The sequence below is a fragment of the Blautia sp. 1033sp1_1033st1_G9_1033SCRN_220408 genome (genome assembly GCF_040929965.1).
Classification (GTDB): domain Bacteria; phylum Bacillota; class Clostridia; order Lachnospirales; family Lachnospiraceae; genus Blautia_A; species Blautia_A ammoniilytica.
The window spans coordinates 1-25,168 of sequence record NZ_JBFKZO010000024.1; the positions used below are offsets into that span (position 1 = coordinate 1).

The 25,168-nt window shown below is 44.0% G+C and carries 18 protein-coding genes; 11 read left to right on the forward strand and 7 right to left on the reverse strand.

Annotated elements, in window-relative coordinates; genetic code table 11:
• The first annotated feature begins 611 nt into the window (after nt 1–611).
• The gene (locus tag AB5916_RS14590) at nt 612–1,148 is read left to right on the forward strand and encodes a transposase (protein ID WP_262583053.1); all 537 of its coding nucleotides are present in this window, start codon (nt 612–614) and stop codon (nt 1,146–1,148) included.
• On the opposite strand, the gene AB5916_RS14595 is transcribed toward AB5916_RS14590, so the two are convergent.
• Genes AB5916_RS14595 through AB5916_RS14610 form a run of 4 tightly spaced genes read right to left on the reverse strand, consistent with a single transcriptional unit; the run spans nt 1,067 to nt 5,612 of the window.
• Complete coding sequence (locus AB5916_RS14595; protein ID WP_158422341.1) at nt 1,067–2,089, reverse strand: HAMP domain-containing sensor histidine kinase; 1,023 nt, start codon at nt 2,087–2,089, stop codon at nt 1,067–1,069. The genes AB5916_RS14590 and AB5916_RS14595 overlap by 82 nt on opposite strands.
• Nucleotides 2,086–2,763, reverse strand: coding sequence for a response regulator transcription factor (locus AB5916_RS14600; protein ID WP_368191562.1), 678 nt, complete (start codon nt 2,761–2,763; stop codon nt 2,086–2,088). Before AB5916_RS14600 ends, AB5916_RS14595 begins: the two co-directional genes overlap by 4 nt.
• A 19-nt stretch (nt 2,764–2,782) precedes the next feature.
• On the reverse strand, nt 2,783–4,855 hold the full coding sequence (locus AB5916_RS14605) for an FtsX-like permease family protein (RefSeq protein ID WP_368191563.1): 2,073 nt from the start codon (nt 4,853–4,855) through the stop codon (nt 2,783–2,785).
• Nucleotides 4,845–5,612 carry an ABC transporter ATP-binding protein gene (locus tag AB5916_RS14610; protein WP_173728883.1) on the reverse strand — a complete coding sequence of 256 codons (768 nt, stop codon included), beginning with the start codon at nt 5,610–5,612 and terminating at the stop codon, nt 4,845–4,847. The genes AB5916_RS14605 and AB5916_RS14610 overlap by 11 nt, the downstream gene beginning before the upstream one ends.
• A 653-nt stretch (nt 5,613–6,265) precedes the next feature.
• Here AB5916_RS14610 and pflB point away from each other — a divergent pair.
• The 3 genes from pflB to AB5916_RS14625 all read left to right on the forward strand — a co-directional run bounded on the left by pflB (nt 6,266) and on the right by AB5916_RS14625 (nt 10,906).
• Nucleotides 6,266–8,521: a formate C-acetyltransferase gene (pflB, locus tag AB5916_RS14615; RefSeq protein ID WP_173728875.1), complete on the forward strand. Its 2,256-nt coding sequence runs from the start codon at nt 6,266–6,268 to the stop codon at nt 8,519–8,521.
• Nucleotides 8,522–8,611: 90 nt separating this feature from the next.
• Nucleotides 8,612–9,340, forward strand: coding sequence for a pyruvate formate-lyase-activating protein (gene pflA, locus AB5916_RS14620; protein ID WP_158422336.1), 729 nt, complete (start codon nt 8,612–8,614; stop codon nt 9,338–9,340).
• 180 nt (nt 9,341–9,520) lie between these two features.
• Nucleotides 9,521–10,906, forward strand: coding sequence for a sodium-dependent transporter (locus AB5916_RS14625; RefSeq protein WP_368191564.1), 1,386 nt, complete (start codon nt 9,521–9,523; stop codon nt 10,904–10,906).
• 45 nt (nt 10,907–10,951) lie between these two features.
• Here the strand turns inward: AB5916_RS14625 and AB5916_RS14630 are convergent, their stop codons facing one another.
• Nucleotides 10,952–12,331 (reverse strand): aldehyde dehydrogenase, encoded by a 1,380-nt coding sequence (locus AB5916_RS14630; protein WP_368191565.1) that lies wholly within the window; start codon nt 12,329–12,331, stop codon nt 10,952–10,954.
• Nucleotides 12,328–13,557: an iron-containing alcohol dehydrogenase gene (locus tag AB5916_RS14635; protein ID WP_158422333.1), complete on the reverse strand. Its 1,230-nt coding sequence runs from the start codon at nt 13,555–13,557 to the stop codon at nt 12,328–12,330. The genes AB5916_RS14630 and AB5916_RS14635 overlap by 4 nt, the downstream gene beginning before the upstream one ends.
• 318 nt (nt 13,558–13,875) lie before the next feature.
• Between AB5916_RS14635 and AB5916_RS14640 the strand changes: the two genes are divergently transcribed.
• The 7 genes from AB5916_RS14640 (at nt 13,876) to galE (ending at nt 23,527) form a co-directional block, all read left to right on the forward strand.
• Nucleotides 13,876–16,608: an NYN domain-containing protein gene (locus tag AB5916_RS14640; RefSeq protein WP_368191566.1), complete on the forward strand. Its 2,733-nt coding sequence runs from the start codon at nt 13,876–13,878 to the stop codon at nt 16,606–16,608.
• 17 nt (nt 16,609–16,625) lie between these two features.
• The gene (gene greA / locus AB5916_RS14645; RefSeq protein ID WP_173728871.1) at nt 16,626–17,126 is read left to right on the forward strand and encodes a transcription elongation factor GreA; all 501 of its coding nucleotides are present in this window, start codon (nt 16,626–16,628) and stop codon (nt 17,124–17,126) included.
• A 241-nt stretch (nt 17,127–17,367) separates the two neighbouring features.
• Complete coding sequence (locus AB5916_RS14650) at nt 17,368–19,137, forward strand: Na/Pi cotransporter family protein (protein WP_368191567.1); 1,770 nt, start codon at nt 17,368–17,370, stop codon at nt 19,135–19,137.
• 18 nt (nt 19,138–19,155) lie between these two features.
• Entirely contained in the window at nt 19,156–19,836 is a 681-nt protein-coding gene (locus tag AB5916_RS14655; RefSeq protein WP_368191568.1) for a winged helix-turn-helix domain-containing protein, read from the forward strand.
• 22 nt (nt 19,837–19,858) lie between these two features.
• Nucleotides 19,859–21,202 carry an ATP-binding protein gene (locus AB5916_RS14660; RefSeq protein ID WP_368191569.1) on the forward strand — a complete coding sequence of 448 codons (1,344 nt, stop codon included), beginning with the start codon at nt 19,859–19,861 and terminating at the stop codon, nt 21,200–21,202.
• Between the two features lie 203 nt (nt 21,203–21,405).
• Nucleotides 21,406–22,329: a sugar phosphate nucleotidyltransferase gene (locus tag AB5916_RS14665; RefSeq protein WP_368191570.1), complete on the forward strand. Its 924-nt coding sequence runs from the start codon at nt 21,406–21,408 to the stop codon at nt 22,327–22,329.
• Nucleotides 22,330–22,510: 181 nt separating this feature from the next.
• On the forward strand, nt 22,511–23,527 hold the full coding sequence (galE, locus tag AB5916_RS14670) for a UDP-glucose 4-epimerase GalE (RefSeq protein WP_158422326.1): 1,017 nt from the start codon (nt 22,511–22,513) through the stop codon (nt 23,525–23,527).
• A gap of 66 nt (nt 23,528–23,593) precedes the next feature.
• On the opposite strand, the gene AB5916_RS14675 is transcribed toward galE, so the two are convergent.
• Nucleotides 23,594–25,072 carry a DUF1846 domain-containing protein gene (locus AB5916_RS14675; RefSeq protein WP_173729081.1) on the reverse strand — a complete coding sequence of 493 codons (1,479 nt, stop codon included), beginning with the start codon at nt 25,070–25,072 and terminating at the stop codon, nt 23,594–23,596.
• Nucleotides 25,073–25,168 lie beyond the last annotated feature (96 nt).

Here is a 25,168-nt window from a genome sequence, read left to right on the forward strand (position 1 = left end):
TACAGCGAAAGAACAGCATGGATTTCGATATACACAGTATGTAGGAAAAGCACGGATGGAAATGAAAGCCGGGCTTACTTTTGCATGCATGAATTTGAAAAAATGGCAAAGATTCTGGAAAAACGAGGTTGGAACACAGCCAGATTTTTGTTGATTTTGAAGAAAATAAAAAGAAAAGAAGTTTTAAAAGAAAAATGGTGCTGGGCATAACACCCAACACCAAGTTTGTCTACAGTCTGTAAGCCCGTAAGGGCTTAGTAAGTAAATGATGTTGCGATTGGCGAACCTATTCGATGAGTCTTTAGACTCCAGTGCCGGTAACAGACCCTTATAGGGTCAAAGCAAACCACCGGCTAAGCCCAACATCATAAACTTAAGGAAAAAATGGAAAGGAATCTGTTCGCAGGTTCCTTTCATTGTGTTAAAATATAGGCAGGGGTGTATATGATTAAATCTTATAAAACAAGATTTTAAAAGTTTTCTGCATTATTATATGATCCGGAAATTGCAAAATATGCGAGACAGAATGGAAACCATGCTTTTTCGAGAAAGCGAAAAATGCCCCTAAAAGACATGTTGCTATGCTGTCTTTCAAAAAAGGAGACTTGTCTATGCAGTTATCTGTCCAGGGATATCTACAACAGAGAAAACGTCTAAATCCGGAAATTTTTCCCTATCTGAACTGTAAATATCTTATGGATTTTTATCGTTCTGACGAACCCAGACTGTGGAAAGGATATTTGCTAATCGCGATTGACGGGAGCAAGGCGAAAGTTCCAAACTCAAAGGATAACAGGGAAGCATTTGGAAACAGCGGCAACCAGCATTCCGGGAAAGGGCAGGTACGGGCACTGGTAAGCGGAATGTATGATGTTTTGAATCATTTTTACCTGGATATTGAAATTGAACATATTTGCATCAGTGAAAACGAACTGGCAAAAAGAAACTTAAAACAATTAAAAAAAATTGGAATCAGGAAGCCGGTTGTCGCAGTTTTTGACCGCGGTTATCCTTCCTTAGAGTTTATTGACTTTCTGGAAACAAGACATAAAAATCACCCTTTTTATCATCCACCGTTGGATCTCAATTTTGGAAAGAAGATGACTATCTTAAATCCCTTTCCCCACTGGGATGTTGCTTCCAGGTAAAGGTTTAAATCATCAGCCATCTTCTTAACCAGATAAAGCCCCATACCAGTAGCCTTCTTTCTGCTGTCAGTAGAATCCCCGGTAAAGCCCTTTTGAAAAATATACGGCAGATCATATTTTTTTACACCGATGCCGTTATCCTCAACTGAAAGGACATCTGCGGTCTCTGAATGTATCATAGAGATCGTTAGCATGGGACTATCGCTGCTATATTTTATGGCGTTGCTCACGATCTGTCCCAACATAAACTGAAGCCCTCTACGGTCTGTATAGACTGTTTCAGATTGCAGTTTATTGAGAATTACAAACTGTTTTTCTTCCAGAAGTGGAGCATAGTCCTCCAGAACTTCCCCCAAGCAGTCATTCAAATTGATATCCTCAAACTGATAATCCTTTGTACTGCTCTTTAACCGGGCATAGTATAACATTCGAGTGACATCCTCCTGAAGCTGACTGCGGACATAATCCAGCTTTGCTTGCAGGGGAGGAGATATTTCGTCGCTCCGATTATCCAGGAGCATGGTCAACAACGATAGGGGCGTTTTCGCTTCATGTGCCCAGCTCTCCACATATTCTTCATAGTCCTGTAGGGCATCTGCCATACTGTTACTCTCAGTTTTGTGTTCCTGTAAAACTGATGCCAGAAGCCGGATAGATTCTCCTTCTTCCCGGCTGATGGCACTGAGCAGCCGTTCCTCGTTGTAGATGGTAGGATCGCTGAGAAAATCCCGGAACAGCTCCCGGCGGGTGGTCTCCCGCTTATTTAGTACAAACAGAATCGCTGAAAACAAAAGGAGGCTTGTCAGAACTACTAACTCAATCAAGGTTTGAAATGCCCGAATGTCAGAAATCCAAAGAATGATAGCACAAAAGCAATCCACGCCCAGCAGCAACAGCAGCCAGGGGTAGTACCGTTCTATCATGCGCCAAAATCGTTTCATGGAGATACCTCCGCTTCCAAACGATAGCCCATCCCACGAACAGCAACGATTTGTTGCTTCATCTCAAGAGCGGACATTGTTTTTTTCAGCCGGGTCAGGTTAACCTGCAAGGCATTTTCTTCTATATATTCCGTGGTTCCCCATAGTGCCATGCAAAGCTGCTCCGTCGTGACCAGAGCATCACCGCCGGACAGAAGAGCAACCAACAGTTTTCCCTGATTTTTGGGAAGCACTACAGAGGTATTATGAATATAAAGCGTGTAGGTCTGCTGGTCTAACAGAAAATCTGGCCCCTCTATGAGATTGGTACGGCCTTCATACCTTTTGAGAATATTGGATACCCTGGCAAGTAGTCGGTCTTTTCTGCACGGCTTCGTCAAATATTCATCGGCACCCAACTGGAACGCTTGCAGTTCATCCTTTACCTGATCTCTGGAAGTCAGTACCAGGACGGGGATAGCGGTTTTATTCTTTAGTTCCTGGCAGATTTGAAAGCCACTGATCTCCGGCAAGTTCAAGTCTAAGATCACAAGGTCAGGGCGGAGGACTGCCAAGAGCCGAGCGGCATCTTCAAACTCGGTAATTGCCTCCACAAGATAGCCGTTCTTTTGGAGCATATCGCAGAGTTCTTCCTGCATATAGACTTCATCTTCCACAACAGCAATTCTTTTCACGACAGCACTCCCTTCCAAATTATTCTTCTCTCTGCGGCTGCATCAGTGTCAGCAAATATCGATCACTGGAGCGCTTGACCACTCTCATATAAATATATTCTATCATGCAAAGCAATAAAATCATAGCAGCAGATACAAGCAGCATTTCAGACACTGTTCCACGGGTTCGGGACGAGAGTATCCCTGTAAATAACGCCCTGACTCCAAACAGACTGCTGACAGCCGCAACCAATACAGGAAGTCCCATAAACCAGGTAATTTGCTTTCCAGCAGACTGGCAAAGGGTTTCGTAAGTAGCTCCCAGGCGGATCAGGGTCTGGTATCTGCGCCCGGTTTTCTGCTGACTCATCAGGAACTGAACACCCACGATGGTGTTGGCAACTACCAGGAAAACAATCGCAAGATAGAGGGTAATATAACTGGATGCTATGGTGTAGAAAAGCTGACGACCCACATTCTGAAGATAGCTTTCATATTCAATGCCAGTTTTGTACAGCGTCTCATTCAAATCCAAATATGTATTCATAAGGTTATTTCCATCCAGAGCCTGCTCACTGAGCACCGCATTGACATAGGTATCATACATTCCCTGGCTATAATATAGGAATGCCTCATCCGGAAGAATCAATGCAAAGGACAAGGTTATAGAACGGTCTGTGACCAAATTCACAGACTGAACCTCTCCTGTAAGATGAATCGGACTACCATCCAGTTCCACCTTGGGATGCCCGGCCAATACTTGGTTCAGCATTGCGGTACGGCTTACCGTAGTAAACTCTGTATCAATATAGACAGCGGCCTCCTTTTCACCTAATTGGAGAGCCGGATTGCCGGACAATTCCAACAAACGATTATAGTCCGATAAACAAATCAAATATGGGTATGTGGCATAACCAAGATTGTTCAAAAGGACATCCCGGTCTTCCGACTGGGACAGGCTCCTAAGAGAGTCCATAACAGCGTCCATACTGTAGGCATTATCATAATCTTCTGTGGTGCGAATACTCCCAACCTTCATTTCAAAAAGCTCTGAAAATTGATTTTCCAAACCGTTTTCTTTCAGGGCTGCCTTTATATTCGGAAGAACCTGCGATGAATCTTCTGCAGTATGATCTTCAAAAGTATAATCAATTACATGGCCAGAAGACAGGCTATTCGTTCCTACAATTCCTACGCCCGCACCAAAACAACACAGCGCCGCCAGAATCAGCAGGGAGCTGATGGCCATGGAGTTTGACTGATGAATGACATTCTCCTGAATCTGCCGGAAGGTAAATACATGAAGCTGCTTATTTCCTTTTCCTTTCTTAACAATCAAAGCAATCAGCGCACGCATCCCATAGAAAAGCAGCATCGTACCAACTATGCCCAACAGCATAGTCAGTCCCATCATACTTACCTTTGTCCATGCAATTCCCTGAATTGCCATGTAGTAAGCCGCTGCCAACATCACACTTCCACATATAGCAGCCAGTCCATAGATAACAGATGGCATTTGCTTCTTGGTGCGGTTCGTTGGCTGGGATAGCAAAGTACCGATGTCTTGGCGGCTGATTCGTCCACTCAAAATCAGAAGTGCCGTCAGCTTAATTGCCAGAAATCCTGCCAGCGTCCATTCAATCGCAGACCAGGATAAAGAAAACTGATGACCGATGATCCCCATGCCTACCAGCTTGGCAGTGACAAGACTGACAATTTCTGAAAGCACCACAGCCACAGGTAAGCCTATGAGCATGGCAAGAATACTGGTCAGGCAATCTTCCGCCAGAAGCATACCAAACAGTTTACTTCTACGCATCCCCAACATTAGATAAACACCAAACTCATGCCGTCTGCGCTCGAACTGATACTTGCAGGCGAAATAGATTAAAAAGAACAGAATACCGAGGGTCATTCCATAAAACGCAGGAATCAGAAGCAGGAGTTTGTCAACTGCGTCACTCTCCATTTTCTGCAAAAAGAGCATCACATCTTGAGTGGAGATGGATAGGATCATGTAAAAGGCAACAATAGAAATCACCAGGGAGCTGAAAAACAGACCGTTTTCCTTTCGGCTGCGGCGGCTGTTCCGAAGAATGAGATTAGAGAACATTTGCACTGCCCCCTCCCAGTTGCGCCATCACCTTCAGGATGCGCCTGTAGAACTCCTGCTGGCTTTCGTCTCCACGTCGCAGCTCATGAAAGATCACGCCATCCTGGATGAACAAGATGCGCTTACAGAAGCTGGCGGCATTGGAATCATGGGTTACCATCAGGATCGTAGCTTGTTCGTCACGATTCAGGCCGGACAGCTTCTCCATAAGACTTCTTGCGTTCTTAGAATCTAGAGCACCCGTCGGTTCATCGGCAAGGATCATTTGGGGATGCAAGATCAGAGCCCTTGCTGCCGCAACACGCTGCCGCTGGCCGCCGGACATCTTGGACGGAAACTTATCCAGAACATCAGTGATTTCCAGATAGTCAGCCAACTGCTTCAGCCGTTGGCTGCTTTCTGCTTCGGATACCCCATGCAAGGAAGTCGGAAGCAGGATGTTTTCCCTGCCAGTCAGGTTGTCCAGCAATTCAAAGTTCTGGAATAGATAACCAACTTTTTTGCCACGGTACTCTGCAAGAGCCTTTCCCTTGAGCGATTGCAGAGTATCGCCCTCCACCTGAATGCTTCCGCCTGTGGGCTGAATCACAGTTGCAATACAGTTGAGAAGCGTGGATTTACCGGAACCACTGCTTCCCATAATACCGAGAAATTCTCCCGACATGACCTGAAAAGTGATTCCGTTCAGGGCTCTCGTCTGGTTTGGCAAAGTCCCATAGACTTTGGTAAGATTTTCAATATTCAAAATTGGTTTCATGTGAATACCTCCCATCCATTTCTGGGTAAATGATAGCACAGAAACACAATAAATAACACTTACAGTCGCTGTAAGGATTCTGTTTCTGTTTTCAGAACAAGAATGACGCATCAAGCGGAATAAGTATATGTTTTGTATGAGCGTCGGGTGGCAATGAAAAAAATATGCCGGACTGCATGGATAGCACCCTCGGCAAGATCATAGTCCATCAGCTTTTGGAGGATTTTCTCCCGGCAGGACTGTTTTATATCTATAAATCGGTCGTGTCGTACAGATTGCCGCCATCCACGCTGAGAAAGTCTTTGATGCGCTTATTAAGCTGCGGCTCGTAGTGGTGCATTGAATCCTCGGCTATTGGTGGAAAAACGGAAAAGGGGATGTGAATGGATTTCTGCAAGCCGTCGGCGTGATCTGGTTACATGAAGATGGATGCTTTTGCAGAAAAATGCCGGAAATATAGATTCTTGATCAGAAGGAGTGCGTGGGATCCTGATGAACTGTGATCATCGGATTGTACTTTATTAAGAGCATGCATAGAATGGATTGACAGAAACGGAATATTCATATATCCTGAGTGTGTTAAATGAATAACAATCATTAAAGTATGTACGCGGAAAACAGAGGGATAGAATAAGAAAGAAAGAGGTACAAAAATGAAAGATTTTGCACAATGGGATGGGTTCAGCGGAAGCCGCTGGAAAGAAAAGATCAATGTTCGTGATTTTATCCGTCACAATTATACCCCGTATGATGGAGATGATTCCTTTCTGGAAGGTCCTACAGAAGCTACTGATAAATTATGGGAGAAACTGCAGGAACTTCAGAAAGCAGAGCGTGCCAATAATGGTGTGCTTGACATGGAAACAAAGGTTGTTACAGGACTTACTGCATATGGACCTGGGTACATTGATGAAAGCCTGAAAGATCTTGAAAAGGTAGTAGGACTTCAGACAGACAAGCCTCTGAAGCGTGCATTTATGCCTTATGGCGGAATCAAGATGGCTGAAAAGGCCTGTGAGATGTATGGATATAAGGTTGATCCGCAGATCCATGATATGTTTACAAAATATGAGTTTAAGACACATAATCAGGGTGTGTTTGATATTTACACTCCTGAAATGAAAATGGCCCGCCATAATAAGATCCTTACCGGACTTCCGGATACTTATGGACGCGGACGTATTGTAGGCGATTACAGACGTGTAGCTCTGTACGGAATTGATGCCCTGATTGCAGGGAAAGAGAAAGATTTTGCAGACAGCAACCGTCAGGGAATGCGCCGTTATGATTTCCAGCTGCGTGAGGAGATCGCAGACCAGATTCGCGCCCTGAAGGGAATGAAGGAGATGGCGAAGATCTATGGCTATGATATTTCACAGCCGGCAGCGAATGCACATGAGGCATTCCAGTGGCTGTACTTCGGATATCTGGCAGCCATCAAGACACAGAACGGTGCTGCAATGAGTGTTGGACGTATTTCCACATTCCTTGATATTTATATTGAAAGAGATCTTAAGAAAGGCATCCTGACTGAGAAAGAAGCACAGGAACTGGTTGACCATATGGTTATGAAATTCCGTATGGTGAAATTTGCAAGAATCGAGTCTTACAATCAGCTGTTTTCAGGAGATCCTGTTTGGGCAACTCTGGAAGTAGCAGGTATGGGAGTAGACGGACGCCATATGGTAACTAAGAACGATTACCGTTTCCTGCATACACTTGAGGATATGGGACCGGCTCCGGAGCCTAACCTGACAGTGCTTTATTCTTCCAAGCTGCCTGAGAACTTTAAGAAATATGCTGCAAATATTTCTGTTACAACAAGTTCTATCCAGTACGAGAATGATGACGTAATGCGTCCGGTATGGGGTGATGATTATTCAATCTGCTGCTGTGTATCTGCAACAGAAACTGGTAAGGAAATGCAGTTCTTCGGAGCTCGTGCAAACCTGGCAAAATGTTTGCTGTATGCCATCAACGGTGGTGTGGATGAGAAGACAAAGATGCAGGTAGGACCAGAATATAAGCCCATCACATCCGAGTACCTGGATTATGATGAGGTCATTGCAAAGTATGACCAGATGATGGACTGGCTGGCACATCTGTATGTAGGAACTCTGAATATGATCCACTACATGCATGATAAATATTACTATGAAGCCGCTGAGATGGCGCTGATCGATACAAAGGTGGACCGTTCTTTTGCAACCGGTATTGCAGGATTCTCCCATGTGGTTGATTCTTTGTCAGCCATTAAATATGCAAAGGTAAAAGCGATTCGTGATGAAGACGGTATCACTACAGATTTCCTGGTTGAGGGAGAGTTCCCACGTTATGGAAATGATGACGATCGTGCGGATGAGATTGCAAGAAACCTGCTTTCCACATTTATGGACAAGCTGAAACATATCCATACCTATCGTGATTCCAAGCCAACCACTTCCATTCTTACCATCACTTCCAATGTGGTTTATGGTAAGGCTACCGGTTCCCTTCCGGATGGAAGAAAAGCAGGCGAGCCACTGGCACCTGGTGCAAACCCGTCTTATGGCGCAGAGCAGAACGGACTTCTTGCTTCTTTGAACTCCGTTGCAAAACTGGAGTATGAGGATGCATTGGATGGAATTTCTAATACACAGACGATTAATCCAGATGCACTTGGACATACTGACAGTGAGCGTACAGATAACCTGGTTCATGTATTGGACGGTTACTTTGATCAGGGTGCACATCATCTGAACGTAAATGTATTTGGAAAAGAAAAACTGATCGATGCTATGGAGCATCCGGAAAAAGAAGAGTATGCAAACTTTACGATCCGTGTTTCCGGTTATGCTGTGAAGTTCATTGATCTGACAAGAGAGCAGCAGCTGGATGTGATTGCCAGAACCTGCCATGAGGTTATGTAATTACAAAGTGCTGTAATTGAAAAAACACGTAATATAAGTCCCGGGCAATGTTTGGTTGCCCGGGATACTGTTAAGTAAAGGAAAAATAATATGTTAAAAGGCTATGTTCATTCTTTGGAAAGTTTTGGATCCGTAGATGGCCCGGGAGTAAGGTATGTGATCTTTCTTTCAGGATGTGCCATGCGCTGTCAGTTCTGTCACAATCCGGATACCTGGAATATGAAGGATGGAAAAGAATATACAGCGGATCAGCTTTTGAAAATTGCATTGCGTTATAAATCTTACTGGGGCGAAAAAGGCGGTATCACGGTAAGTGGAGGGGAACCTCTTTTACAGATGGAGTTCCTTACGGAACTTTTCAAAAAAGCGAAGGAAGCAGGCATTCATACGACTCTGGATACCAGCGGCAATCCATATACTGCAAAAGAACCCTGGCATGCACAGTGGCTGGAACTGATGAAGTATACCGATCTTGTACTTCTGGATATTAAGCAGATTGATGAACAGGAGCACAGGAAGCTTACCGGACAGACAGGAGAGAATATTCTGGCAATGGCCAGGGAGCTTTCCGATATGGAAAAGCCTGTATGGATCCGCCATGTGCTGGTACCTGGCGGAAGTGATAAGGATGAGTATCTTTACCGGCTTGCAGATTTTATCCACACACTGAAAAATGTGCAGCGTGTGGAGGTCCTTCCATATCATACATTAGGCACTTTTAAATGGGAAAAGCTGGGCATCCCCTATCCTTTAGAGGGAGTAAAGCCTCCTACACAGGAAAGGATCGACAATGCCAGAAAGATCCTGGGTGCTATATAAAAGGTCAAATAAAGAAAAAACGGAAACAACAGGCATGAGCCTTTAAGGGCTGACAGTTTGACCATGCTGCTGTTCATGGGAAATAGATGCTTCTCAAAAAACAATAGACATTTATGCTAAAATAAAGTATAATGTTGCAAGATTGTTTTAGCATTAATGAACAAAAAGTGAGGTGTATCCATGAACGATCAAGTTAAAATGACGCATGACCGCCAGAGAGGAAGTTTTTCCGGAAGGATAGGTTATGTGCTTGCAGTAGCTGGGTCTGCGGTAGGATTGGGCAATATCTGGCGTTTTCCATATCTGGCGGCAAAATATGGCGGAGGGATCTTTCTGCTGATCTATATTCTTCTTACGGCTACCTTTGGTTATGTACTGATCATGTCAGAGACTTCTATTGGAAGGATGACCAGGAAAAGCCCGGTTGGTGCTTTTGAAGCCTTTGGGAAAGGGAAAGCAAATAAAGTAGGCGGCTGGCTGAATGCAGTGATTCCTATGCTGATCGTGCCTTATTACAGCACCATTGGCGGATGGGTAATGAAGTATCTTGTGGAGTACATCCGCGGAGATGTACAGGTACTTGCACAAGATGGGTATTTTGGTGATTTCATTTCTGATTCATGGCAGGCAGAGTTCTGGTTTATTATTTTTGCAATTCTGATTTTTGCCATTATTCTCGGTGGTGTTGAGAATGGCGTGGAACGTATGTCCAAGATCATGATGCCGGTTCTGGTTGTACTGGCAGTAGTCGTTACTGTTTATTCTGTGACCAGACCTGGAGCATTGGAAGGAGTGAAGTATTTCCTTATTCCTGATTTTAGCCATTTTTCATGGATGACTGTTGTGGCTGCTATGGGACAGATGTTTTATTCCCTGTCTATTGCAATGGGTATCCTGTACACATATGGTTCCTATACACGTAAAGAAATGGATCTTGAAAAATCCACCACCCAGGTGGAAATTTTTGATACTGCCATTGCTATCCTGGCAGGACTTATGATCATTCCGGCAGTATTTGCATTTTCCGGCGGAGATGCAAGTAATCTACAGGCAGGACCGTCCCTGATGTTTATCACATTGCCAAAGGTTTTTGCCAGCATGGGTATTGGCACAGTTGCAGGTATCCTGTTTTTTGTATTGGTGCTTCTGGCTGCGCTTACCAGTGCCGTTTCCCTGATGGAGACAAGCGTTTCCACATTTATGGATGAACTTCACTGGAGCCGCAGGAAAAGCTGTTTTTTGATGGCTGTGATCATGCTGGTACTTGGTACTGCTTCCTCTATGGGATACGGACTTTTGGATTTCATAAAGATTTTTGGAATGAGCTTCCTTGATTTCTTTGACTTTATGACCAATTCTGTAATGATGCCTCTGGCAGCACTGGCTACATGTATTCTTGTAACAAAGGTGATCGGTTTTGATAAGATCATTAAGGAGATTGAAAGCTCTTCCGCATTTAAAAGAAAGAAGCTTTATGTTTTCTGCATTAAATACCTTGCACCGGTATGCCTGATCATCATTTTGTTAAGCTCCATTGCAAATGTATTAGGAATTATTTCCATGTAATGATACAGGTAAGGATTGTGAGCATGTAAAGCATGAATCCATTGATTATTTCAGGAAGAAATGAATCAGTTTATTATTCAGTTTTTTATATGGCTGGTATCTCATTGGCAGATCCAGCCATGTTTTTTTATCTACAATGCTTTTGAAATGGGAGAAGGTACAAAAGCCTTCTTTGCCGTGATAACCACCCATACCGCTTTCCCCAAAGCCTCCGAAAGACATTTCGCTGGTTGCCAAATGGATGATGGTATCGTTAATACATCCGCCGCCAAAGCCGCAGCTGGCAGTGATCTTTTTTGCGGCTGCTTTGTTCTTTGTGAAAAAGTAAAGTGCAAGAGGATGAGGCATGGAATTTACTTTCTGGATCACATCATCCAGGTTTTGATAGGTAAGTACCGGCATAACAGGTCCGAAGATTTCTTCTTGCATTATCTTATCCTGGAATGTTACACCATCCATTACTGTAGGCGAAATCTGTAAGGTCTTAGGATCAGATGTACCGCCAAACACTACTTTACTTTCTTCTATCAGACTCAGGATACGGTTAAAATGCTTTTCGTTTATAATCTTTCCATAATCCGGGTTTGACAGAGGCCTTTCTCCAAACTGTGCAGTGATCTGTTTTTTTACTTCCTGAATAAATCTGTCTTTTACAGATTCTTGGCAGTAAATATAATCAGGAGCTACGCAGGTCTGTCCACAGTTCAGGTATTTTCCAAACACGATACGTTTTGCTGCAAGCTTCAGATCTGCAGTCTCATCTACAATGCAGGGGCTTTTGCCGCCTAGCTCCAGAGTCACTGGGGTAAGGTGTGCAGAGGCCTGGCGCATCACTTCACGTCCTACCGCCTGGCTTCCTGTAAAAAAGATATAGTCAAAGTGCTGCTGAAGAAGTGCTGTATTTTCTGCCCGGCCTCCATTAACAACTGCTACGTACTCCTCAGGGAAACATTGGGAAAGCAGTTTTTTAATCAGGGAACTGGTGGCAGGAGAGTAGGCACTTGGCTTTAAGATAACCGTATTTCCCGCTGCAATTGCATCTGCTAAAGGATCTATAGAAAGCAGGAATGGATAATTCCAGGGGCTCATCACTAATACCACACCGTAAGGGGAGGGCTTGGTATAGCTTCTGGAATGGAACTGGGCAAGAGGTGTATGTACCCGCTTTTCCCGGGAAAGGGAGCGGATGTGTTTTAGCATATAGGAAATTTCACTTAATACCAGCCCGGTCTCACACATATAGCTTTCAAAGCTGCTTTTTCCAAGGTCAGAAATGATTGCCTGAGAAATAGCTTTTTCATTTTGCAAAATACAGGCTTTTAATTTTTGAAGAGCCTGGATCCGGTAAGAAATATCTAAAGTTTTTCCTGTATAAAAAAAATCACGTTGTTTATTTACCAGTGTCTGGATCTGAGTCTGATTCACAGGGTGTCCTCCTTTTTTTTATCAGGTTTTTCCATAAGGTCATAATAGAATGTCTCAAGCTCATTTGCGTTCATAAGTACAGGAACCGGGTACAGAGGGTTTGCTTCCTTGTCAGCATAATGTGCCAGCTTTGGAATATCCTCCTCACGGATCTCTGGAATAGTGTCCCCGATGTCAAACCGCTTTTTCATGTCCTTGATGGCCTGTATGAAGGCAGTAGCAGCTTCTGCTTCCGGGGTGCTTTTGTCAGCGATACCGACAGCGATTGCCAGTCTTGCCAGTTTTTTGTTGATCACGCTGCCGTATGCTTCCAGGACAAATGGAAGCAGGATGGCGTTGGCAAGACCGTGAGGTACATTGTATTCACCGCCCAGGGAATGTGCAACTGCGTGCACATAGCCAACATAGGATTTTGTGAAAGCACAGCCTGCATAATAGGAGGCACGGAGCATATTTTTGCGGGCTTCCTTGTCAGAACCGTTTTCATAGGCCTGATCCAGATTCTCAAAGATCAGCTTTACTGCATCCAGCGCATTTTTCCTTGTGCCAGGAGTAGTGGAATTGCCGATGTACGCTTCCACAGCATGGGTAAGAGCATCCATTCCAGTTGTTGCGGTGATAAACGGAGGAAGGCTTAATGTAACCTTGGGATCCAGCACTGCGTATCTGGGGATCAGCGGAAAGTCATTGATGGCATATTTATGCCTTGTCTGTGCATCTGTGATTACGGCTGCCAATGTGGTTTCGCTTCCGGTTCCTGCTGTAGTAGGAATTGCAACCAGAAGCGGCAGCTTTTTGTGTATTTTCAGAATTCCCTTCATTTGGGCAAGGGATTGGTGAGGCTTGGCGATTCGTGCGCCTACTGCTTTGGCACAGTCCATACTGGAGCCACCGCCAAATCCGATAATGGCCTGGCATCCGGCTGCGTACCACAGGTTTTCTGCTTCTTCCACATTGTCAGTGGTAGGATTGGCTACGGTTTTGTCATAAATGGAATAAGCAATCCCATTTTGTTTCAGTGCTGTTTCAAGACGTACAGTAAGGCCGAGTTTCCTGATCCCCAGGTCTGTAATGATCAACACGTTGTCAATTCCTTTTTTCTGAAAAAGCTCAGGCAGAGCTTTTACACTTCCGATGATCTCCGGATTACGGTAAGGAAGGAATGGAAGGGCAAATTTAAATGCATTTTGAAAAATGCGGCAGTAGATTTTTCTTGCTTTATTCATGGATAGGTTAACCTTTCAATGTTAGTTTTGTGTTTAAAACATCTATATTATAGCATTGGATTTTATGTTGTAAAGAAAAATATTTGAAAATCAAACAATTTGACGCCGGGAGTAAGATCTGATTCCGCATGAGTTTGTTCATAAGACATGGAAAAAAGTATCTATTATGTGGTATGATAAAAAAAGCTGCCAGGGTATGGGACAATATCTGGCAAGGTATGGAATAAAGTCTGTCAGAGTATGGAATAAAAACTGGCAGGGTATGAAACAAAAACTGACAGCTTAAGGAATATAAAAGAGAGAAAGGGGCACATTCCTATGGGAGAGACCTCAGAAAATAATAAAAAGAAACATATTTGTATTGCCATGCTGGCTCATGTGGATGCAGGGAAAACCACGCTGTCTGAAAGCCTTTTATATCTGTGCGGGAAAATACGGAAAATGGGGCGGGTAGATCATGGAGATGCATACCTGGATACTTTTGATCTGGAAAGGGAGAGGGGCATTACCATTTTTTCCAAACAGGCTGTTTTTCCAATGGGCGATTTGGAAGTAACGCTTCTTGATACACCGGGACATGTGGATTTTTCGGCAGAGATGGAAAGAACTTTACAGGTACTGGATTATGCAGTTCTTGTGATCAGTGGCGCAGATGGAGTGCAGGGTCATACCCAGACATTGTGGCGGCTTCTGGAGCGTTATCAAATCCCTGTGTTTATATTTATCAATAAAATGGATCAGGAAGGAACAGACAAAGAAGCTCTCCTGGCTGATGTACGCAAAAGATTAAGCGAAAATTGCATTGATTTTACAAATGGGCAGGAAAACACGGATTTTATGGAAAATCTGGCAGTATGCGAGGAAAGCCTGTTGGAAAAATATCTGGAAGAAGGCAGCCTTTCCAGAGAAGAGATCTCAGGCCTGATCAGAAAAAGAAAGGTATTTCCCTGCTATTTTGGATCTGCGCTGAAGATGACCGGACTGGAGGATTTTGTATATGGATTACAGACCTATATGCAGCCGGAGGAATATGGTGATACTTTTGGGGCGAAGGTTTACAAGATCTCCAGGGATGATCAGGGAAACCGGCTTACTTACATGAAGATCACAGGAGGGAGCCTGAAAGTAAAAGAAAATCTTACCAATCAAAGAGCAGGCTTTAGACAGCCGGAAGATCAGATCTGGGAAGAAAAGGCTGATCAGATCCGGATCTATTCCGGAGCAAAGTATGAACTTGTAAAAGAAGCAGAGGCAGGTACAGTGTGCGCTGTGACAGGGCTGACAAGAACCTATCCGGGAGAAGGATTAGGATGTGAGACAGAGTCACAAATGCCGGTCCTTGAGCCTGTATTGAATTATCAGATCCGGCTTCCGGAGGGGACAGATGTTCATCTGATGCTGAAAAAGCTGAAAGAACTGGAAGAAGAAGAACCACAGCTTCATATTGTGTGGAATGAGCAGTTAGGTGAGATCCATGCCATGCTGATGGGAGAGGTACAGACAGAGATCCTGAAGAAGCTGATCTGGGATCGTTTTCATGTTGCTGTGGAATTCGGAACAGGGAATATTGTATATAAAGAAACCATCGCACAGCCTGTGGAAGGGGTGGGGCATTTTGAGCCTTTACGTCATTATGCAGAGGTGCATCTTCTGCTGGAACCTGGAGAGCGAGGCAGCGGCTTGCAGTTTTTCACTGCCTGCAGCGAGGATGTACTGGATAAGAACTGGCAGAGGCTGATCCTTACCCATCTTGAGGAACGGGAGCATCCTGGGGTACTTACCGGCGCACCTATTACAGATATGCAGATCACTTTGCTGACCGGCCGTGCACATCAGAAGCATACAGAAGGAGGAGATTTCCGCCAGGCAACTTACCGGGCTGTGCGTCAGGGACTTAAAAAGGCAAAAAGTATTTTGCTGGAGCCATATTATGAGGTACGCCTGGAGGTACCGGCAGAGAATATCGGCCGGGCCATGGCTGATTTCCAGAAAATGCAAGGTACTTTCGGAGCACCGGAAACAGAAGGTGACATGGCAGTACTGAAAGGCTATGCCCCTGTAAAGGCCATGCGGGATTATCAGAGAGAGGTGCTTTCTTATACAAGGGGGCGGGGCCGTCTGTTCTGTGCCTTAAAGGGCTATGAACCTTGCCAGGATCAGGAAAAGATCGTGGCAGAGACAGGATATGATTCTGAAAGGGATCTGGATAATCCTACAGGCTCTGTTTTCTGTGCACATGGTGCCGGTTTTCTGGTTCCCTGGTATCAGGTGGAAGAATACATGCATGTGGAAAGCCAGCTGTCAAAAGAAGCAGAAGAAAATGAGGAAAACATTTCTATTTCATCTTATCCGTCCGGGCATTCTTCAAAAAGTTATGTGGGAAGCTATGAGGATGAAAAGGAACTGCAGGCTATTTTTGAAAGAACCTTTGGTCCGGTAAAAAGGAACAAAGGTGCAGGCTTTCACTCGGTAGTCCGGGCAGATACGGATGGCACCGGTTATGTGCCAAAGAAGAAAAAAACACATCAGGAAGAGTATCTGCTGGTTGACGGTTATAACATTATTTTTGCCTGGGAAGACCTGAAGGAGCTGGCAGCAGTGAATATCCATGCAGCCCAGACCAGGTTAATGGATGTGCTCAGTAATTATCAGGGAATCAAGAACTGTAATCTGATCCTTGTGTTTGATGCTTACAAGGTGGAAGGCCATCGGGAAGAAACCCTGAAATATCACAATATTTATGTAGTTTATACAAAGGAAGCAGAAACAGCAGATCAGTATATTGAGAAGACGGTGCATAAGATCGGGCGACAGCATAAAGTAACAGTGGCTACTTCTGATGGTCTGGAGCAGATCATTATCCTGGGGCAGGGAGCCCAAAGGATGTCAGCAAAGGGCTTGCAAAAGGAAATTCAGGATTCAGAAGAACTTCTCCGGCAGGAGTGGCATCAGCACAGGCAGAGCAGCCGCAGTTATCTTTTTGATAATGTATCTCAGGAACTGGCAGATTATGTGGAGCAGGTACGCCTGGGAAATGATAAAGAAAAATAAAATCGGGAGGCAGTAACATGAGGGAAAAACTTACAAAGCAGGATGTGGAGAAGATACAGCAGGAGATTGAGCACAGGAAGCTGGTGATCCGTAAGGAAGCTATTGAGGCAGTAAAGGAAGCACGGGCCCAGGGCGATTTAAGTGAGAATTTTGAGTACTATGCGGCAAAGAAGCATAAGAATCAGAATGAAAGCCGTATCCGTTATCTGGAGAATATGCTGAAAACAGCTACCATTGTATCTGAAAGCTCCAAAGCTGATGAAGTTGGGATGGATGACATTGTGGAAGTATATTTTGAAGAAGAGGATGAAACAGAGAAATATAAACTGGTCACTTCTATTCGCGGCAATTCTATGGAGAACCGTATCAGTATTGAGTCGCCCATCGGTAAGGCATTAAAAGGGCATAAGGTAGGTGACCGGGTAGAAGTGAAGGTGAATGACAGCTACAGCTATTTTCTGGAGATCCGTTCCATAGATAAGACTCATACAGAGGATGAAGAAATACGGGGATTCTGATGTTTGGAATCCTTTGATGCGCTTTAAAATCCATTTTGACCCTGGCTATGATACTTACGGATTGTTTCGTGCTATGCACTCCCACAATCCTACTTTGGTATCATCTTATAAATAATTTTACAAAGATTTTACATATCCCTGAGGAGAAATTTACACGCTTTTCTTACAATCAATGACAGTGCCAGGGTACAAAAGGCACAAGGTTACATATATTTTACGACTATGGGGATAGGAGAAAAAAATGGACTTTTTCAGCGTATTAACTCTTTTAGGCGGTCTTGCCATGTTCCTTTATGGAATGAACGTAATGGGCGATGGACTTGAAAAGGTATCCGGAGGTAAGCTTGAGAAGATTCTGGAGAACCTTACATCAAGTCCTGTTAAAGCAGTGCTGCTTGGCGCAGCTGTTACAGGTGTGATACAGTCATCATCGGCAACAACGGTTATGGTTGTAGGATTTGTCAATTCCGGTATTATGCAGCTTTCTCAGGCTGTAGGCGTGATCATGGGAGCCAATATTGGTACCACTGTTACGTCCTGGATCTTAAGCCTTGCAGGCATTCAAAGCAGTAATTTCTTTATTCAGCTTTTGAAACCTACGTCTTTTGCACCGGTGCTTGCCCTTATAGGTGTGGTTTTCCTGATGTTTTTAAAGGATGCCAAGAAGAAGGATATCGGTACTATCCTGATTGGATTTTCCGTGCTGATGTTTGGAATGGAAACCATGAGCGGGGCTGTTAAGCCTCTGGCGGAAGTTCCTGAATTTACAGGGATCCTTCTGAAGTTTTCCATACCTGTTTTAGGTGTGCTGGCAGGTACAGTGCTTACTGCTGTTATCCAGTCATCTTCTGCATCAGTAGGTATTTTACAGGCTTTATGTATTACAGGAGCCGTACCTTACAGTGCAGCGATCCCGATCATTATGGGACAGAATATCGGTACCTGTATCACAGCTCTTTTATCTGCGATTGGTGCAAATAAGAATGCAAAACGTGCAGCTATGGTGCATCTGTATTTTAATATAATCGGTACCATTGTTTTTATGGTTGTATTCTATACCGTAAATACGGCTGTTCATTTTCCGTTTTTAACAGAAGCAGCAACCCCTGCAGGAATTGCTGTGATCCACAGTGCATTTAATATTTCAGTTACCATTCTTTTGCTTCCATTCTCCAAGCTTCTGGTGAAGCTTGCCTGTCTTACAGTACGGGACAAGGGAACAGAAGAAGTGATTTCTCCGGAGGATAAGGAGTTTAAGATCCTGGATACCCGTTTCCTGGAAACACCTGCCCTTGCTATTGAGCAGAGCCGTAATGCAGCCAGAAACATGGCCCAGGAGGCAAAACAGGCTCTGAGGATCGCATTAACATTGATTGATGATTACAGTGAAGAAAAGGCTTTACAGGTCCAGAAGATCGAGTCCAAGGTAGACCGGTATGAGGATGAACTTGGTACATACCTGGTAAATCTGAACCATAAAAATCTTACCTTGGAAGACAGCCAGAGTCTTTCTATCATGCTTCACTGCATCGGCGATTTTGAAAGAATTTCAGACCATGCAGTGGAGATCAAGGATGCGGCAGAGGAAATGCATCAGAAAAAATTGCATTTTTCACAGAAAGCCCTGGCAGAGCTGCATGTACTGGAAAAAGCTGTAAATGATATTGTGGAAATGGCTTATCAGGCTTTTGCACAGAGAAATATGGGGCTTGCAGCTGCTGTGGAACCTTTGGAAGAGGTGGTTGATGAGCTGTGCCGCGAACTGAAGAACCGGCATGTGGACAGGCTGCGTGCAGGGGAATGTACCATCGAGATGGGATTTATCCTGTCTGATATAAATACAGGACTGGAGCGTGTAGCAGATCATTGTTCCAATATTGGCGTGTGTGTGACCCAGGTAAGGGAGAATCTTTTTGATACCCACAGCCATCTTGATATGATCAAAAACAGTCCGGATGAGAAATTTTACAGGGAAGTTGAAACTGACAGGTCAAAGTATGTACTTCCGTAAAGAAGTGGAGCAAAATATATGGATAAGTGGATCTATTGCGTTGAAGATGAAAGTAATATCCGGGAGCTTCTTGTATATACGCTGGAAGCAACCGGCTTTAAGGCAAAAGGCTTTGCTGACGGGAAAGGTCTGTGGGCAGCATTAAAAGAACAGATACCGGACATGATCCTTTTGGATCTGATGCTTCCCGGAGAGGACGGGTATTCTATTCTTGAAAAGTTGAAAAAGGATGAAAACACCAGGGACATTCCCATCATCATGGTAACCGCTAAGGATGCTGAATATGATAAGGTAAAGGGGCTGGAAGCCGGCGCTGATGATTATATTACCAAGCCTTTTGGAATGATGGAGTTTGTAGCCAGGATCAAGGCTGTGCTTCGTCGTACCAACAGAAACAGCAATACAGACAAAGAACTGAAATGTGGAGATCTGCGTATTCTTGTGGGACGACATGAAGTATTCTGTAAGGATGAAAAGATCGAGCTTACCAGAAAAGAATTTGAACTGCTGGTATATCTTGTGGAAAACCGGGGACTTGTAATGTCCAGAAATCAGATTCTGTGTCAAGTTTGGGGATATGAATTTGAGGGAGAGACCAGGACTGTGGATGTACATGTGCGAAGCTTGCGGCAGAAACTGGGAGAAGCAGGAAATATGGTGGAAACCGTCAGAGGGGTAGGCTATAGGATCGACAAATAAAGAGCAAGCGAGGGGAAATGGGATGAAACAGAGGATTTTAAGTCATACCAGTTTTATTATAGTGCTCACAGTTCTTCTTACGTTTGGGGCAGCATGTGGTGTGATGTATAATAAAGTCAATTCAAACATGAAGGATGGGGTGCGCAATGAGGCTGAATACATCAAGTCCGGGATCGAAGCTTTTGGCAATGAGGATTTTACCGACAAAATTGAAAATATGACCACAAGCAGGATCACTTTGACAGATAAGGATGGCAATGTACTTCTGGATAATGAAGCAGATCCTGCGGAAATGAAAAATCACAGCAACCGTCCGGAATTTATCCAGGCAATGAAAGAAGGTTCTGGTGAGAGCGTCCGCTATTCAGAAACACTTTCCAAACAGACCTACTATTATGCGGTGCGGCTTTCTGATGGAAAGGTTCTGCGTATAGCAAGAACCACAGACAGTGTTTTCCATACCTTAATGTCCAGCTTTACTTTACTTGGACTTCTGATGGTATGTATTATCCTTGTTGAGTTTATATTAGTTCAGAAACAGACAGATAAGATGATCAAGCCTATCAATAATCTTGATCTGGAGCATCCGCTGAAGAATGTGTGTTATGAAGAACTGCGTCCTCTTCTGGTACGCGTGGATGAACAGAACAGGCAGCTGTCCAAACAGATGGAAGAACTGAAAAGTGCACAGGCTATGCGGCAGGAATTTTCTGCTAATGTATCTCATGAGCTGAAAACACCGCTGATGTCTATTTCCGGATATGCGGAGCTGATGATGAACGGAATGGTTCCGGCAGAGAAAGTAACTGATTTTTCCGGAAGGATTTATCATGAAGCCACCAGGCTAAGCAGTCTTGTGGCAGATATTATCCAGTTGTCCAGGCTGGATGAAGGAGAAAGCAGCATGGCATTTGAAAGGGTAGATCTGTATGAACTGGCCAAGGATGTGCAGTGCAATCTGCGTCAGCAGGCAGAGAAAAAACATATCCAGCTTACCTTTTCAGGAGAATCCTGCTATGTGCAGGGAGTTCGTCAGGTCCTGTATGAGATGTTGTATAATATTGCAGATAATGCAGTAAGATATACGCCAGACGGCGGACAGGTTCACATAAGCGCAGGCAAGAAAAAAGGCAGGACTTTTTACCGAGTAGAAGATAACGGGATAGGGATCCCTAAGGCAGAGCAGGGGCGGATCTTTGAAAGATTTTATCGGGTGGACAAAAGCCACTCCAGGGAAACCGGAGGCACAGGGCTTGGTCTTTCCATCGTAAAACACGGAGCATTGATCCATCATGCCAAGGTTACCGTGGACAGTGATCTGGGAAAAGGAACAACTATGGAAATCTTGTTTTCCCAGGATAAGTGATCAAATATGAGTGAAAGAGCAGCGGCGAAACACAGAATAATGTTTCACCGCTGTTTTGTATTTCACCGGGGATGACAGGCAATGGTGATTAGTGTCTTTAGAAGTTGATATCTGGCAGTTTTTTTTGCAATATGGTATAATCTAAATGTTGCATATCAGAGCAGCTATTTCAAAATGATTTCAAATGCAGGAGGTTGCATAAAATGAAAAAACCGGTATTAGTGGTAATGGCAGCAGGAATGGGAAGCAGATACGGCGGATTGAAGCAGATCGATCCGGTAGATAAGGAAGGACATATTATTATGGACTTTTCTATTTTTGATGCTGTAAAAGCTGGCTTTGAAAAAGTGGTTTTTATTATAAAAAAAGAAAATGAACAGGATTTCAGAGCTGCCATTGGAGACAGACTCAGTGAAAAAATCAAGGTTTCTTATGTTTTTCAGGAACTGACGAATCTGCCGGAGGGGTATGTGGTTCCAGAGGGGAGAGTAAAGCCCTGGGGAACTGGACATGCGATCATGAGCTGTATGGGTGAGATTGATGGCCCCTTTGTAGTGATCAATGCTGATGATTTTTATGGAAGCCATGCGTTCCAGGTGGCATATGACTATCTTACAACACATCAGGATGAAGAGGGTATATACAGGTATATGATGGTTGGCTATAGACTGGAAAATACACTGACGGATAATGGACACGTGGCAAGAGGTGTATGCGAGATGGATGCACAGGGTTATCTGGCAGATATTCATGAGCGTACCCATATTGAAAAAAGAGGGAATGGGGCCGCATATACAGAGGATGAAGGGAAGACCTGGATCCCTATTTTGGGTGATGCCACTGTATCCATGAATATGTGGGGATTTTCGGAGAGCATTCTTGGGGAATTACAAAGCCGATTTTCAGCTTTTCTTGAAGAAAATCTGGAGAAAAATCCTTTGAAGTGCGAATACTTCCTGCCATTTGTGGTAGATGAGCTTTTAAAAGAAGGACGTGCTACTGTTGCAGTAGAAAAGTCTCAGGACAAATGGTTTGGTGTGACTTACAAAGAGGATAAGCCTATGGTAATGGCTGCGATACAGAACTTGAAAGACCAGGGTGTATATCCGGCACATTTGTGGAAATGATCTTTTGGTACGGTTATTATGTAATATTCATGTAAAAAACATTGTAGATACATATAAATAGTGGTATGATGTGTCAGGAATATACAAAAGGACAGTTAATTGGGGCATTTGGTATATTCTGTGTGGCATGTCCACACCAGATACATAATGCAAAAGAGGTAGTATAATAAAGGAGGTAATTATGGCTATTTTAGTTACAGGTGGTGCAGGTTACATTGGAAGTCATACAGTTGTTGAACTGCAGAATGCAGGATATGATGTAGTTGTACTTGATAATTTAAGCAATGCCAGTGAGAAATCTCTGAAACGTGTAGAGAAGATTACCGGTAAGCCGGTGAAATTTTATGAGGCAGATATTCGTGACAGGAATGCTCTGGAGGAGATTTTTAACAAAGAGGATATTGATTCCTGTATCCATTTTGCCGGACTGAAAGCTGTTGGAGAGTCAGTTGCTAAGCCGTGGGAGTATTATGAGAATAATATTTCAGGGACTCTCACACTTCTGGATGTGATGAGAAAGCATGATGCAAAGAATATCATCTTTTCCTCCTCTGCAACTGTTTATGGAGATCCAGCTCAGATCCCCATCACTGAGGAATGCCCAAAAGGACAGTGCACCAATCCATATGGCTGGACAAAGTCAATGCTGGAGCAGATCCTGACAGATATCCAGAAAGCAGATCCACAGTGGAATGTAGTTCTTCTCCGGTACTTTAATCCTATCGGAGCCCATAAGAGCGGCACCATCGGTGAGAATCCGAATGGTATCCCCAACAATCTGATGCCTTACATTACACAGGTTGCTGTTGGAAAATTGAAAGAACTGAGAGTATTCGGAAACGATTATGATACTCCAGATGGAACTGGAGTGAGAGATTATATTCATGTAGTAGATCTTGCAAAGGGTCATGTGAAAGCACTGAAGAAGCTGGAAGACAATTCCGGTCTGAGTATTTATAATCTTGGTACAGGAAAAGGCTACAGCGTTCTTGACATTGTAAAGAACTTTGAGGCTGCTACAGGCGTAAAGATCCCATATGTGATCACTCCAAGACGTCCTGGAGATATTGCAACATGTTATTCAGATGCAACCAAGGCAAAGGAAGAACTTGGCTGGGAAGCTGAAAATGGAATCAGGGAGATGTGTGAAGACTCCTGGAGATGGCAGTCCAATAATCCTAACGGATACGAAGATTAAGATATTGACATAAAAAGCACCGGTCAGAAATTGACCGGTGTTTTTTTGCAAAAACCAGAAAACCGCTTACTGGTATTTCTTTTCTTTCTCAAATTTGGGTTCACAGGTAAGTGCAATGCCCAGCTTGCGGAAAGCTTCAATATCTACAGAAGACAGCATTACAGAAGTATGCGCCTGGCATCCGGAAAGCTTGGGAAGCTGTTCAAGGGCAAGCCTGGCATCCGGATTGGTAGCAGCACTGATGGATAATGCAATCATAGTCTCGTCCATATGCAGACGGGGATTCTTGCTGCCAAGATAATTTGTTTTTAATACCTGAATGGGGCGGATGGCATCTGGGGAGATCACATGCTTTTCGTGATCAATGCCAGCCAGCTCTTTTAGTACATTTAAAAGCAGAGCAGAAGAAGCACCAAGCAGGTCGGAAGTCTTGCCTGTAATGATCCTGCCGTCTTCCAGCTCCATGGCAGCAGCCGGACCACCAGTCTCCTGTTCGCGTTTCAGGCTGGCAGGTACTACCTTGCGGTCTTCAAGGGAAGCGTGCGCCTGTTTCAGGAGAAGTTCAATCTTATAAACTTCATCCTCCTTACCAGTGCCGGAAACTAGGGCCTGCATGCTCTTATAGTAACGACGGATGATTTCTTGTCTGGAGGCCTCTTGGCAGACTTCGTCGTCAATAATACAGTTGCCTGCCATATTTACTCCCATATCCGTAGGGGATTTGTAAGGGCATTTGCCAATGATCTTCTCGAACATAGCCTGAAGAACCGGAAAGATCTCCACATCACGATTATAGTTGACTGTAGTCTGTCCATAAGCTTCCAGGTGGAATGGGTCGATCATATTTACATCATTTAAGTCAGCAGTAGCTGCTTCATAGGCTAAGTTAACCGGATGCTTCAAAGGAATATTCCAGATTGGGAAAGTCTCGAACTTTGCGTAACCGGCAGCAACACCCCGTTTGTATTCATGGTAAAGCTGAGAAAGGCAGGTAGCCATTTTACCGCTTCCGGGTCCGGGAGCAGTGATCACCACCAGTGGTCTGCTTGTCTTGATATAATCGTTCTTGCCATAACCGTCATCGCTGACGATCAATGCTGTATTACTTGGGTAGCCTGGGATTGAATAATGAAGATAAACAGGGATCCCCATTTTCTCCAGACGTTTTTTGAATGCGTTTGCACTCTCCTGTCCTGCGTAGCGGGTAATGCATACACTTCCTACATACAGGCCTCTGCTTGTGAATGCGTCGATTAGACGGAGAACATCCACATCATAAGTGATGCCAAGATCACCACGGACTTTATTCTTGTCAATATCGGCAGCACTGATGACGATAACGATCTCTGCCTGATCAGAGAGCTGCATCAGCATCCTGAGCTTGCTGTCAGGCTCGAATCCTGGAAGAACTCTGGAAGCATGATAATCATCAAAAAGCTTACCACCGAATTCAAGGTATAGTTTGTTTCCGAATTTGCCAATACGTTCCCGGATATGTTCGGACTGCATTGTAAGATATTTTTCATTATCAAAGCCGATTTTCATTTGTCATTTCCTCTCCATCATCTATAAGAATCATTCTATCAGTATACTACAGAATTTCCTGCTTGTGTGAAAGTATTTTTAGTTTTTTGTGAAAAA

Coding starts and splice junctions, on each gene's coding strand:
- AB5916_RS14590 (WP_262583053.1), top strand. CDS start 612: ATGCAGTTATCTGTCCAGGGATATCTACAACAGAGAAAACGTCTAAAT.
- AB5916_RS14595 (WP_158422341.1), bottom strand. CDS start 2,089: ATGAAACGATTTTGGCGCATGATAGAACGGTACTACCCCTGGCTGCTG.
- AB5916_RS14605 (WP_368191563.1), bottom strand. CDS start 4,855: ATGTTCTCTAATCTCATTCTTCGGAACAGCCGCCGCAGCCGAAAGGAA.
- AB5916_RS14610 (WP_173728883.1), bottom strand. CDS start 5,612: ATGAAACCAATTTTGAATATTGAAAATCTTACCAAAGTCTATGGGACT.
- pflB (WP_173728875.1), top strand. CDS start 6,266: ATGAAAGATTTTGCACAATGGGATGGGTTCAGCGGAAGCCGCTGGAAA.
- pflA (WP_158422336.1), top strand. CDS start 8,612: ATGTTAAAAGGCTATGTTCATTCTTTGGAAAGTTTTGGATCCGTAGAT.
- AB5916_RS14625 (WP_368191564.1), top strand. CDS start 9,521: ATGAACGATCAAGTTAAAATGACGCATGACCGCCAGAGAGGAAGTTTT.
- AB5916_RS14635 (WP_158422333.1), bottom strand. CDS start 13,557: ATGAATAAAGCAAGAAAAATCTACTGCCGCATTTTTCAAAATGCATTT.
- AB5916_RS14640 (WP_368191566.1), top strand. CDS start 13,876: ATGGGAGAGACCTCAGAAAATAATAAAAAGAAACATATTTGTATTGCC.
- greA (WP_173728871.1), top strand. CDS start 16,626: ATGAGGGAAAAACTTACAAAGCAGGATGTGGAGAAGATACAGCAGGAG.
- AB5916_RS14650 (WP_368191567.1), top strand. CDS start 17,368: ATGGACTTTTTCAGCGTATTAACTCTTTTAGGCGGTCTTGCCATGTTC.
- AB5916_RS14655 (WP_368191568.1), top strand. CDS start 19,156: ATGGATAAGTGGATCTATTGCGTTGAAGATGAAAGTAATATCCGGGAG.
- AB5916_RS14660 (WP_368191569.1), top strand. CDS start 19,859: ATGAAACAGAGGATTTTAAGTCATACCAGTTTTATTATAGTGCTCACA.
- AB5916_RS14665 (WP_368191570.1), top strand. CDS start 21,406: ATGAAAAAACCGGTATTAGTGGTAATGGCAGCAGGAATGGGAAGCAGA.
- galE (WP_158422326.1), top strand. CDS start 22,511: ATGGCTATTTTAGTTACAGGTGGTGCAGGTTACATTGGAAGTCATACA.
- AB5916_RS14675 (WP_173729081.1), bottom strand. CDS start 25,072: ATGAAAATCGGCTTTGATAATGAAAAATATCTTACAATGCAGTCCGAA.